9 protein-coding genes are annotated in these 13,412 nt (G+C 33.4%); all 9 read right to left on the bottom strand.

Annotated elements, in window-relative coordinates:
- Positions 1-21: 21 nt before the first annotated feature.
- Positions 22-1,440: an MFS transporter gene (locus AC1EUV_RS04855; protein ID WP_480197556.1), complete on the bottom strand. Its 1,419-nt coding sequence runs from the start codon at positions 1,438-1,440 to the stop codon at positions 22-24.
- A 56-nt stretch (positions 1,441-1,496) separates the two neighbouring features.
- Positions 1,497-2,129, bottom strand: coding sequence for a hypothetical protein (locus tag AC1EUV_RS04850; protein ID WP_480197555.1), 633 nt, complete (start codon positions 2,127-2,129; stop codon positions 1,497-1,499).
- A gap of 38 nt (positions 2,130-2,167) precedes the next feature.
- Positions 2,168-3,598, bottom strand: coding sequence for an MFS transporter (locus AC1EUV_RS04845; protein WP_480197554.1), 1,431 nt, complete (start codon positions 3,596-3,598; stop codon positions 2,168-2,170).
- Positions 3,599-3,628: 30 nt separating this feature from the next.
- Positions 3,629-5,119 (bottom strand): glycoside hydrolase family 30 protein, encoded by a 1,491-nt coding sequence (locus tag AC1EUV_RS04840; protein ID WP_480197553.1) that lies wholly within the window; start codon positions 5,117-5,119, stop codon positions 3,629-3,631.
- Positions 5,120-5,139: 20 nt separating this feature from the next.
- The gene (locus AC1EUV_RS04835) at positions 5,140-6,429 is read right to left on the bottom strand and encodes a glycosyl hydrolase family 17 protein (RefSeq protein WP_480198278.1); all 1,290 of its coding nucleotides are present in this window, start codon (positions 6,427-6,429) and stop codon (positions 5,140-5,142) included.
- 36 nt (positions 6,430-6,465) lie between these two features.
- A complete protein-coding gene (locus AC1EUV_RS04830) occupies positions 6,466-7,758 on the bottom strand; it encodes a glycosyl hydrolase family 17 protein (RefSeq protein ID WP_480197552.1) in 1,293 nt (430 codons plus the stop codon).
- A 5-nt stretch (positions 7,759-7,763) separates the two neighbouring features.
- Positions 7,764-11,210 carry a hypothetical protein gene (locus tag AC1EUV_RS04825; protein WP_480197551.1) on the bottom strand — a complete coding sequence of 1,149 codons (3,447 nt, stop codon included), beginning with the start codon at positions 11,208-11,210 and terminating at the stop codon, positions 7,764-7,766.
- Between the two features lie 34 nt (positions 11,211-11,244).
- The gene (locus tag AC1EUV_RS04820) at positions 11,245-12,786 is read right to left on the bottom strand and encodes a sugar porter family MFS transporter (RefSeq protein WP_480197550.1); all 1,542 of its coding nucleotides are present in this window, start codon (positions 12,784-12,786) and stop codon (positions 11,245-11,247) included.
- Between the two features lie 105 nt (positions 12,787-12,891).
- On the bottom strand, positions 12,892-13,412 hold a 521-nt coding region (locus AC1EUV_RS04815), incomplete at its 5' end, for a hypothetical protein (RefSeq protein WP_480197549.1).

Genomic DNA, 13,412 nt, shown 5'->3' with positions numbered 1-13,412 from the left:
TCATTAACAAATATAATACTATTATAACTCATTTCTTTTCTTAACTAATTCGGTTTTAATTTCGTTGGCGCGCTCTTCAGTAACACTATAATCACACATAATAAACATGGCAGTAAGCGTTCCAATCATAGGAAAAAAACAGAAGAAGGCATGTAGGCCATCAACGGAAGATTGTTGTGCGGTAGTTGCTAGATCAGGATTAAACCCAACTATACTTATAATAACACCACTTAACCCACCTGCTATTGCAAAACCAACCTTAACCATCCACCAATAAATAGCTCCAAAAATACCTTCTCTACGCTTACCAGAATTTAATTCATCAATATCTATTACATCTGCAGTCATTGACATCATTATTGTAAATAAACTGCCTATTCCAAAAGAAAAAAATGGTAATGCGATGATATACATCCATGGCTTGCCGGGAATGAATAAGAACCAGAGTAAAATATACCCTATCAATGAAATACCCTGAGACAATAAAAAAGCCTTTTTTTTTCCCATGATCTTAGACATCCAAGTTATGGCAGGTATTACTATAAATGTGGTCCCTAATGCACCTAAAGCACCAAATAAAGAAACCCAAATACCACTAGCAGCTGTGTCCCCATTAAAAAGTTTGTAGACAATTACAAAAAAGGTAAGTGACGCGACTGTATTAAAAGCATTATAAATTAGAAATGTGGCTCCACATAATTTTCTAAACTCTTTAATCTTAAAGGCTTCAATGAAAGTAGTATAGATCTTTCTCAAACTTCCACCCACATTTTTTAAACTTAATGATTCATAATCTTCTTCTAAAGTAGATTTGCTTTTTAAGAATATTGCTGGTACTATTGCACAAAGTGCACAAGGAATAGCTACCCAAATTGCCAATTGTCTCACAGCTACTTCTGCCGATGGAAACCAATCTGGATCATACATTATAATCCAAAATAAAGGAGCGATTACCCAAGCCCACTGCCCAATCCATTGTGCGACAGCCATAATGCTGGTACGCTCATGAAAATCATCACTCATTTCATAACCCATTGCTACATATGGAACACTAAAAAAAGTAAGCCCCAAATAAAAGACTATAGACCAGAGAAAGAAGTACCAAAAATTATAACTCAGGGAATTTTCCTTAAAAAGTTGCCACATAAATATGTAGGCCACTCCCATTAATATTCCACCAATTAAAACATATAATCTTCTCCTTCCCCATTTTGATTTGGTATTGTCTGAAATATAACCCATTATTGGATCTGTAATAGCATCAAATATTCTTGGGAAAAAATATATTAGAGACCACATCCAACCAGAAAAACCTAAATCTTGCACCAGAACCACCATAAAAATACCTAGAATGGCTGGAAACATTTGATTGGCAAACATGCCTACACCAAAAGCAACTTTTTGACTAAATGGGACCCTATCTTTATATACTTTTTGCAAATATTCTACATCATTAATTTATAACTAGGCTTCATATTAACGAGAGTTGTTATATGCTAAAAAACACCTCTACAATTTTTTCTAGTGTAAATTTCAATACGTTCAACTTCCTTTGCTCCTGATGGCATTTCTTTTAGTTCTAACCCAGGGTACTCGTCCGCTTCTTTCCATTTCGCTATAGTACTACTAAAAATTGATGATGCAGTTGAATCGGCTTCATAAATGATCAAATCATAAACTTCACCTTTATCTCCACCGAAACGTGTTACAACTTGCCATTCGCCATCTCTTTTATAAGAAGTGTTGGTATGATCTGATTGAGGATAGTATCTATCATCAACCGGTCTAATAACCACCCATATATCTTTATCGTTAGATTCAGGATAAACTCCCATAGTTAAAATACGGCAGTCCACCGAATCTTTATCTATTGGAGATATAACTTTTATAGTATTTATAGGCCCATCAATCTTTAATTTTTTCCCTATAGATACTTGCTCCATTTGACTACTGTAATTAACTAAATCGGATGAATAGCTCGAGTATATAAGCATTAAAATGCCTATAATACCAGCCGGTATTCCAATTTTAGTACTAATTAGTCTTGAACTAGAGTTTCTTTTTATACTACTAAGGATTGCAATTAATATAAGTACAACCCCTATTATGATGATTATTCTTGTTGACATCTTACTATTTTTTAATTGTATAATCTAAATTAACATTATTATAACACTCCTCTTCTTTCTTCTAATTGAGCTTTAATATCTTTTGCTCTTTCTTCAGATAGGCCATATTTCCACATTACCCAAATAGCCAAAGCTGCCGTTACTACAGGAATAACTATATCTGCAATTCTTAAGTTTGTTAAAGTTTCTACCGATTGCGTGGCAGCATTACCATCGAAACCTATTAGCTTTAACACCAAGCCTCCTAATACTAGCGCCAATCCTTGTCCTAATTTTACAACCCACCAATATAATGCGCCAAAAGTACCCTCTTTTCTAGGCATTCCGTTCTCTAATTCATCTAAATCGCATACATCAGCAGTCATACTCATCATCAGAGTAAATAGACTACCTAAACCAAATGACATTAAAGGTATTGGAATAAAAGAAAGCCAAACATTTTCAGGAGTAAAAGCCCACCATTTCATAGCATACCCTACTATAGATAAAGCTGTAGAAATAAGAAAAGCATTCTTTTTTCCCCATTTCGTGGCCATTTTTGATACAATTGGAATCACTAAAAATGCTGATACTAATGCTCCAATAGAGCTAAACCAAGCTGGCCAGGTCGAAGTTGCATCGTAGCTTCCATTAAAAATGTAAAAAACAAAAATAAAAAAACTAAAAGATGCAACTATTTGATAACCATTGAACACTAAAAAAGTAGCGCCGCATAATTTCATAAAAGGTTTATTCTTCACAGCCTCTTTTATACTCCTAAATAGATCTTTTAAATTGCTAAATATAGACGTCAGGCTTAATTTTTTCCTATCTCCCATATGAGAAGCATCAATACCCCTACAAAAAATAGCAGGTAAAAGACCTAGAAGTAAACATGCAATTCCGACATATAATGCCATAGTTCTTACGCCTTCTGCTTGATTACTAAAAAAATCTGGATCAGCAATAATTACCCAAAACCAAGGGACAATAACCCAAGCCAAAAGACCAACTGTCTGTGAAAATGCCATTAGACGTGTCCGTTCATTGTAATCGGAAGTCATTTCATAACCTAAACCAACTAAAGGAGTAGCAAACATGGTATTTCCGATAAGAAAAACCATAGACATAATTAAGAAATACCAAAAATTATAGTCTGAAGAATTGGTTTCATCAAGTTGCCAAAGCAAAACAAATGTAATAGCACTTAAAATACCTCCAACAAAAATGTATGGTCTCCTTCTACCCCATTTTGAACTTGTATTGTCTGAAATAAAACCCATAATTGGATCTGTAATTGCATCGAAAAATCGAGGTAACCCGCCTAAAAGTCCTGCTAAAAATGGATCCATACCAAATGCAGTTAATAGAAAAAACATAAAGAAACCTAAGGCTCCAGGATATAAATTTAAAACTAAATGCCCTGCTCCAAAGGCTGCTTTTTGCCCTAACGGAACTCTATCTTTTGCGGCTGTTTTCACTTGTGACATAGTATTCTATTTAAGTTAGTTAATATGCTCTTAGCTTTTTACTACAATCGTTTGTATTGCTTTAGCATTTATTTGTATATCTGTACTTCTTTCATTAATAGAAAGGTTAATATTTTTAGCTTTATTATTTTCATTAAACACAACTATAGCAATAGATCCATCAGGGTTTTGTGCTGCAGTGACCATTACGCTATTATCTGAATTTTCTAAACCAATAACTTTGGCTTCTGGTCTAATATATTTACTAAAATGAGCCATTGTATAATAGAGAGGTGTAAAATATACTTCATCCTTATCTGGATCAACAATTACTGGAGCTACACACCAGTTTTTAAACCAGTTTGGTCCTCCTTTAGTATCTAATACCATATTCCAATCTACCCAACCATCTACCCAATTATTTAAACAACCAATAATATCTCTGGCATAACGATTTACAGGTGCATATTTAGGATGTAAATGTTTGTCTTTTTCAGGAGCCCAATCCCAACCCCAGTCTGTGGCTTCTTTTTTCCAATACCATGAATCATCTTGCCAAACAGGAACTTCTGCATCTACACATGCCTCTGATTGAATCAAGAGTTTATCTGGCGCCTTGTCGTGTGCATATTGTAATTCATCAGGAAAAACTTCAAAAGTGCTGGCATACCAATGAATAGCAGTACCGTCAAAATACTTAGATGTTTCTTCATTTTTAAATTGAGAATCTATCCATTCTTTTAAATGCTCTCTATTTTGATCGTAACCTAATATCTTTAAATCACCTTTACCATCTGCTTCTAATTTTGGTCCCAAATAGTTCTGAACAAAATTGGTCATTTCGTCTGGCGTGTAATGCATGCTATCCCAGTTATTCCCATTCCCTAAAGGTTCATTCTCTACTGTAAAACCCCAAATATCTATACCTTCTGCTTTATACGCATCTACATATTTTGAAAAGAATAGCGCCCAAGTATCGTAATACTCTGGTAGTAATTTACCTCCAACATACTCGTTGTTATCCTTCATCCAAGGAGCGGCTGTCCATGGAGAGCCGAAAATTTTAAAACCATCTGTTGAAGCTTCCATAGCATCTTTGATGAATGGAATTAAATCTTCTTTATCTTCTTCTATTGAAAAATGTTCAAGACTCTTATCGCCTTCAACCGGCGTATATGAATAATTAGTTAATGAAAAATCACAAGAATTCATATGGGTTCTTGTTAAAGAATAGTGTGCCCCTTCTTTACTAAAATATGCATCGATTATCTTCTTACGGTTTTCTTTGCTTAGTTTATTTAATAAATAGGCAGAAGATTCTGTAAAGGCACCACCAAAACCTGTAATAGTTTGCAGCTTTTTTTCAGGTAATAATTTTATTTGAATAGGGTTATCCGCTTTTTCAAATTCTGTTATTTGAGTTAATTTATTGCCTGATGCTGAGGTCTCGTATACATCAACAAGTAGTGTGTTTTCCTTCTTATTACAACTTATCATAATTAGAATTGCTATTATTGATATTATATTCTTTAAAACCTTCATGTTGGTTAGTTTACTACAACCTATTTTTTATTCGCATGCCATTCCTCTGATGTAGGAGGCACTTCAACATCTTTCATTAATGCTTCTTTATCTCCATCATACGTCTTAGTTATAGGATTTCCATTCCTCGTTAACCCTTTAAAAGTTCCTTTATCTACCTCATCCCAAAGGGTATATTTCGCTTTTCCATCAACTGTAAATAACCCAAAGTGTTTTTCAGAATTTCCTGAGTTATCTCCTCCTTTCCATGGTTCATCAAACCCTTCGAAATAAAAACAAGACATTTTCGCTTCGTTAGTCCAGTCTCTCATATGTTTATAGTAAAGTGCTTCTTTATACTCATCACAAGCTTTTGCACCTTTTGTACCATAATGCCCTGAAGAAAAACTTGCCCAACCAGTCTCGCCAATATGAATAGGCTTATTTACACCGAGGCTTTCCATATATTTCTTTACATTTTCATATTGATTAATGGCATATTCTTTAGCCCGTAACATAGAAATTTCAACTTTTTCCATATCGGTTTTTCCTTCAAAACCTTCTTGATCTAACCAAAACTCAGGTTGATAATGTGTATCATGCATCGGATATGTGTGTACCGAAAGGAAATCTACCGCCTTAATCAATTTATTTAAGTCTTCAACGTGGTACTCCTCTCCACCACCTCCCCAAGACGCAAAATTATCTGAACTAGTGATCCATAAATCTTTCGATAGTTTCCCTTCTTTCTTTAAATCTTGAAGATAATTTACCCACTTTAAAATTATCCATGGTTCTACATAGTAACTTGCTGCCCATTTTACCATTGCTTCATTACCAACAGCTAGAACCTTAATTATATCTGGATATTGATTGGCCAAAGCAACTGATTTTTCTACTTGTGGTACATTGGCTTCACTTTCTGTATTATGATCTTTTTCTAAATCGGTAAAAGCATTTTTGCAATCTATCCAAATACCCAGCATTACATACATCTCGAAGTTTGGATCTTCTTTTTTTAATTCTGTAATAACTTTTAGAATATTTTCAGCTTGAGGAAAATGAACTTTATATGTACGAATCATCTTCACTCCCATGGCACTAAGAATTTTCATATCCTCTTTTAGTTCATCTAGAGTTGGCTCAATACTATGATCTGCATATCTATACCCTCCATAAGACATTGCTAAATATTTAGGATTACCTAAAATGTCTTTCGCTGTAATTTGATTTTCGGTTTGTGCTTGTTCTTTCAATTTAGTGGTGTTTTTGCATGACCAAATAGACAATGAAATAACCACTACAACAAAGATATTTTTACTCAATTTCATCATTTACTCTTTATTTTTAATAATTATTCTTCTAGTTTAAAAACCAACGGCCACAGACAATTTAACAGATGGTAATTCCACATGCTTCATTAGTTCCTCTTTATTACCTTCATAAGTTTTAACAATAGGGCTTCCACCTCTCGTTAATCCTTCGAAAGCTTCTTTATCTACTAAATCCCAAAGTGCATATTTGGCTTTTCCATCAACAGTAAATAATCCAAAATGATTCTCTGAGCCTTTTTGATTATGTGCATCTTTCCACGGTTCATTAAAAGCTTCAAAATAAAAACATGAGATTCCAGCTTTATTGGTCCAATCTCTCATATACTTATAATACAAAGCCTCTTTATATTCGTCTGTAGCTCTAGAGCCATTTGGTCCATAATGCCCATTAGAAACTGTTGCCCAGCCTGCTTCGCCAATATGGACTGGTTTATTTGGTGCTATATTATGAACATACTCTAAAACATTAGCGTATTGTCTCTGGGAAAAGAGTAAAGCGCGCTTCATAGCAGATTCAATCTTTTCTTCTTTAGAAAGATTCTGTTCGTCATCATTGATTCCCCAAAATTCTGGGTTGTAATGTGTATTATGATAAGGATATGTATGCATAGAAACATAATCTACAGCCTTAATTAATTCTTCAAGGTCTTTAACACGATAGCTTTCATTACCACCACCCCAAGATGCATAATCATCTGAGCTAGTAATCCATAAATCTTTTGGTAATTTGCCTTTACTTTTAAGGCTTTGGAGATGATTCACCCATCTTAAAATCACATCTGGTTGTACATAATAACTTATTGCCCATCTAATCATAGCTTCGTTACCTACTGCAATTATTTTTACAATATCTGGGTATTTGTTTGCTAAATTCACTGCACGCTGTATTTCGCTCGCATTCTTTTCACTTTCAATATTGTGGTCAGGTTCTTTGTCTGTCCATGCATTTTTACAATCTATCCATGCACCGAGCATCACATACATTTCGAAAGTATGATCTTCAGCTTTTAACTGTTTTATTGCTTTAAGTAAATTAGATGTCTGGGCTAATTGAACATTATAGGTTCTCAAGACCTTTATATTCATAGCTTGAAGAATTTTTAAATCTTCTTTAAGTTGTGCCATAGTAGGCTGAAATTCTCTAGATGTTTTACGGTAACCCCCATATGAAATGGCAACATAGTCTGGGTTACCTAAAATGTCTTTAGCGGTAATATTATTGTTAATTGGGTTTTGCATTGATTCTTCCTGTTTTGATTTTTGACTAAAAGACAACATAAGCACTGTGCATAAAATTGCAATTACTATGTTTAGTCTTATTTTCATCATTCTTATTTTAGGATACTTTTTTTAATATTTACTTTTATACTTTCTACTTCACCTGTTCTTTCGAACAATTTTTTACTCGTTTTTTCGTCTAAACTTAAACCAGTAATTGTGGTTATGGAACCATCTTTTAAAGTTACCTCAAGACTATTTTCACTTGCCATACCGTAGGTTACAGGAACTTGACAATAAGTAAAAGCTAATTCATGTTTGTATAATTGTACCTCTTTAGGCTCTTGATTTAGGTTAATATATTTAAATAATTTAGGCTCTTTTAAAAATTCATCTTCTCTGAGTAGACAAGGATTAAACTGAACTTGTCCGTTTCTAACAGACACACCTAATTCACCAATACGTGTTAAAATATCTTCTTTAACCTGACCTGTCATACCAGGTTGTTGAGCACCTTTGGTATAAGGTGTATGTGAATATGGATCTGTTGGATACGCACCATATAATTCAGGAGATTTATGCACTCCAATGCCTTCATTAATTTCATAAAAATGTTCTAGTAAACGACCAACAGTTTCTTCACTTTCATTTGCTTTAATAGCTTGCGAAGCACATTCTTTAACTGCTAATAGTAATTTAGAAACCATATGCCAATATATTGACCCTAATCCTTCATAGCCATAAAAAGTACCCGATCTACCTGTAAAAGCTTTATGATTAAAAACCTCTTCGAATAACTCGAAAAGATCTTTTTCATTTTCAATCTTTTGGTGATCATACCTTTGTGGTAGTTCTGATAAAGCCTTTTTTAGACTTTCTGCATTATTAAAATTACCATTAAAGTGATAATTACCTTTAATATCTTTTTTTATAATTTGTGAATTACCATCCTTAATTAGCTCTATCAATAAATTATTATTCTCAACTCGTGATTTTGGAACATTATTTTTATCTACAAATAATGGCAATTCTTTGTTAGGGTATAATAAATAACTGTACTGATCGGATCTAAACAATGCACTGTTTTTCATACTATCAAGTAATGCAATACATTCATTAGCTGATAGATATCCAGAACTTAAAACAGCAACTTGACCTTCAAGCATTTCATCTAAATAATCAATAGAAACTTCTGTATCACTTTTAACGGTCATTAAATTATAAGCATGATACATATTATCATCTCGCTTATTTGTATCAATAGAATGATCTAAATATTTTAAAGAAACATTTACAAAATCTTTTAAATCATTTAACTTAATTGCTTCTTTCTTTCCAGTAAAGGCGTTGTTGTAAATACTATTTCTATAGTTACTACCAGCAATACCTAAACCGTCTAATATTTTTTTTCTATCTGTATTTCCAATACTTCCGCTTAGTACATTTTCGTTAGTTTTAAGTGTATTGTATACGCCGTTAAAGAATTCTATTAATTCCTTAGAAATTTCTATGTCATCATTGTTAACTTGAGCGAGCGATTCTTTAAAGAAGTTTAAGAAACGTCTTAAGTAATATAAAGTAACCATTGACACGCCATTACCTACTAACGCATTATTAGCATCATTCCATTCAGGTCTCTGGGTATTCAACCAAATACCCCCTTCAGGAATAAAATTTGATAGTTTGGCTAATACTGTAGCTAAGATCTTTTCAGTAAAATTTACTTTATGAATAAAGTAATTTACATCTCTAATCAATGCACCATCAGCGCCAAATTCATCACGTTTTTTACGAATGTTGAGGTCTAAATCATAATCGAAGATAATGGTATCCTTAGGATCTTTTAAAATATCTTCATACGATTTAATCTTATATGGAACATTAGCATAAACAAATAGATCTTTATTAAAATAGTCAATAAGTTTATTAGGGTAATGATTCTGAATAATTTCCAAAAATTTCAGCAAATAAATAATTTGATGATCTCCCCAATAACCAATATAAGACCAAGGGTCGTGTTCTTCTATCACTTCCCAATCAAAACCATCTTTAGTTACTCGATAAGGGTTATACCCATCGAAAGTTGTTGCATTTAAAAACTTAAATATCATTGCCTCAATAAACTCAGGATAAGAAGAAGCTAGGGCTTCCCAATTCTGAAAAATATCACGCCAATTGCCTTCGTAATCTAAGATTTTAGAACCATCAACTTCATCGCGTGTATTTATAGTAAACTTGTTCCATGGGCGGCTAGGGTCACCATGACGACGGCTAAACTTTAAAGGCATATACTCTAATGCTAGCCTTCTAAAATTCTTATCGTCACTTTCATAGGCAACTTTTCTTAAATTTTGTAGGGTGAAAACTTCCGGTAATTCTGATAGCAAAGACTCGTTATTAAAATGAACTTTTCGATTAGCCTTAGAAATGTATTTAACAAAGTCTTGTTTTTCTATATTGTAATTATCGTCAAAAATTCCACCACGCATTATATTGAAAAGCGTATTTGAATAATGACGTGCATTACTACGCTTATCGGCTGTTAATTGAAAACCGTCTGAAGCAGCAATAAGGTTAATTAATCTCTTTGTTCCCAGCTCCACATCCTTTTTTATCTGAATCTCTAAATCTTCTTTCGATCTTATTCTTTCGGAAATTGTAACTATATCAGAAGGTCCTTGATTAACATTAGCAACTAAAATCCATCGTTTTGTTTCTTCAGATTCTAATGTTAATTCTGTAGCAATAAAATAAGCTCCTTTCTCAGCTTTAATATCTTCTTCTTGGTATATCTCTCTTCCTTTTCTAAAAGTGTTTAGTTGTAAAGAAGAGAGTAAATATTTAGGATTATCTAAACCTAAAGACCAAACAGTGTTAGCTTTTAAAGCTTCGCTAGGTTCAGCTCTATCAACAATAATAGCGCTTAAAGCAAAAATGCCTAAGCCCACATCGGCCTTAAGTTCACTTCTTTTATATGCATCAACAAGATTACTTCTAATACCTTGTGTGTCTGCAGTTACACCATAAGGCATTAAATTCTGTATACCATCTAATACCCTAACATTAACAGAGTCATGGTTATTATTAATAAGATAGCTTGTTCTTACAAAACCATATTTATCGCTAGAACTCCACTCATATCTAAATGTTAGTTCATAATTATGGTTAATTTCTTCAAATAGAATTTTATTTCCGTATGCACTTTTATAAACATTTCTAGAATAATTATAACTACTAGAAAACCTTTCTGAAAAAGGTTCCCAAACTCTCCACTGATCTCCAAAAAATACTTGAAAAATAGTTTTACTACCAGTGGTATCGTAAGACTCTGTAATCTTATCATCTGTATAATATGGGAATAATGCATTGTCAGCATCTTTTCTACCTGCTGATAAACCTCCATTACTCGAAATGAACATCCAGTGATCTGAATCGCTCACAACACTCATAAAGAAGGGTCTCATGTTGTCTACATTGGTAATGCTATAAAAAGTTTCGTTATTTATAACAACCTGTTTAAGTTTTATTCTTTTATCCAAGTTAGTATCGGTATGTTGCATTAATATACTTTCGTTAACCATTATTAATTTATTTCTAAGCTCTTATTAATAATTCTTCAACTTCCTCTAAGGTTTTCCCTTTTGTTTCTATAACATATCTATAAACAAATAAAACAGCTAATAAAGAAAGTGCCGCATATATTGCAAAAGTTAAGGTCGGACCTAAATTTGATAGTTCCCAGGGAAAAACTTGAGTTACAGAAAAACTTATTAATGAGTTAAAAAATCCAACAACAGATATCGCAATTCCTTTAATTTTGCTCGGAAACACTTCAGAAATTAATGTCCACATTACCGGTCCTAAAGAAATAGCAAAAGCAGCCACATACATTAAAATAGCTACTAATACCATTGTTGCATTTATATTTATAAAATTTGTGATTTGATTACGTTTAAAATCTAAAAACTGTTCGTTATTGAGTCTTTCTTTTAAAGCAGTAAATAATTCTGCTTGACTATTAAAAGATTTGTCTTTAAAATTAACTAAAGCCTCCTGCATAACCATACTACTAACTTTACTCAAAGCTTCGTCATTAAATTTATAGGTAGCATTATTAAATGCTAAAGTGGCCATTAACAATGCTATTGTCATAAAGCTAGTACCTATTAATAACAAAGGTTTTCTTCCTAACTTATCTATAAGCCAGATTGCCGCTATAGTAAAAACTAAATTTGTTAGACCAACTACTATAGCTTGTAAAAAAGATGAATCTGTACTTCCACCAGCCTGTTCAAAAATTGTAGGCGCATAATAAAAGATGGCATTGATTCCTGTAATTTGCTGAAAAAAAGCAATACCAAATGCAATTATCATTATGGTTGCATACTTGTTTTTGAAAAGATCAGCCAGTTTACCTTTTTTTTCTTTTTTGTCAACTCCTCGTTGAATTTCAGCTAAAGTAACCTTGGCATAATCTTCACCACCTATTTTTTGTAATACATGGTTGGCCGATTCAACATTATTCAATTTCTGAACTAACCATCTCGGGCTTTTAGGAACAGTAAACAATGATAAAAAATAAATTACCGCAGGTATCGCTTCAACTCCTAACATCCATCGCCAATTTTCATCACCGTAGTTTACCAAAAAATAATTGGAGAAATAAGCAACCGAAATACCAATAACAATATTTAGTTGATTAAAAGAAACTAAGCTCCCCCTTAGCTTTGGAGGTGCTATCTCTGCAATATAAATTGGCGCAATTAAAATGGCACCACCAATACCAACTCCTCCAATAATTCTAGCAATAATAAACTCTGTATATCCCGTAGCCAAAGCAGACCATGTTGCTGAAATTGCAAATAGTGCTGCTACAACAATTAGAACTTTTTTTCTACCAAATCTGTCAGCCATTGGTCCTGCTAATAGGTTACCTGCCATTGCACCAAAAATGACGCAGCCAACTGCAAAACCGAGCATAGCATCTGTCATTTCAAAGTACGAGGTAATTCCTTTTATTGCACCAGAAATAACGGCGCTATCAAAACCTAGTAGAAAACCACCTAATGCTACGATCAAACTAATAAGGATCGTATACGATTTATTCATTTTTATATCTACTTTTTGGTCTTGCATCTTAAGAGAGACGTTACAGATTTCTAAATTTTGTTGTTTGAAAAGGCCGAGACAAAAACACTCGACCTTTTCAGACTAACTACACTAATTCAAATATTAATTATATTATGGTTTAAGAGTAAGAGAAACATTATCAATATTTACAGTTCCCGCACAAGTTCCTGCTCCACCACAAACTAACTCGAACAATAAGGATATCCCTCCGTCTACGTTAGCCGCAGTTGTAAACTCATAAGTTCGAGTTTCCCAACTAGCATTAACATTTGGATCTCCAGCCACTAACACATGCTGTGTAGCAGGGAGTCCAGAACCATCTGCTGGCTCTGAAAATGTAAAGGCTTGGAATACTGCTCCATCTACTAACGCAGAATTCGCTTGAATGTCAAATGTTACAACATATGTGGTATTTGGTTGTATTGTACCTACCCCAAATCTGGTTTGTTTTAAACCTGGGTTAGCTCCTTGAGCTGTAGCTATTTGACCTGAATTATTTCCTCCTCCATTGCTAACATTTGTAGATATTGTTGTACTGCCACCATTATCGAATACTTCCCAACAACCAACATTTGCTTCAAAATCACCATCTGATATGAAATCTCCAGCTGGTGGAGCTGGACATGTATTAC

Source organism: Maritimimonas sp. 2304DJ26-3 (assembly GCF_056591635.1).
This window is presented reverse-complemented; position numbering and strand designations above follow the sequence as displayed.

Bases quoted from the DNA above. Each gene is read 5' to 3' on its own strand.
- AC1EUV_RS04850 (WP_480197555.1), bottom strand. From the start codon at position 2,129: ATGTCAACAAGAATAATCATCATAATAGGGGTTGTACTTATATTAATT.
- AC1EUV_RS04845 (WP_480197554.1), bottom strand. From the start codon at position 3,598: ATGTCACAAGTGAAAACAGCCGCAAAAGATAGAGTTCCGTTAGGGCAA.
- AC1EUV_RS04840 (WP_480197553.1), bottom strand. From the start codon at position 5,119: ATGAAGGTTTTAAAGAATATAATATCAATAATAGCAATTCTAATTATG.
- AC1EUV_RS04835 (WP_480198278.1), bottom strand. From the start codon at position 6,429: ATGAAATTGAGTAAAAATATCTTTGTTGTAGTGGTTATTTCATTGTCT.
- AC1EUV_RS04830 (WP_480197552.1), bottom strand. From the start codon at position 7,758: ATGAAAATAAGACTAAACATAGTAATTGCAATTTTATGCACAGTGCTT.
- AC1EUV_RS04825 (WP_480197551.1), bottom strand. From the start codon at position 11,210: ATGCAACATACCGATACTAACTTGGATAAAAGAATAAAACTTAAACAG.
- AC1EUV_RS04820 (WP_480197550.1), bottom strand. From the start codon at position 12,786: ATGCAAGACCAAAAAGTAGATATAAAAATGAATAAATCGTATACGATC.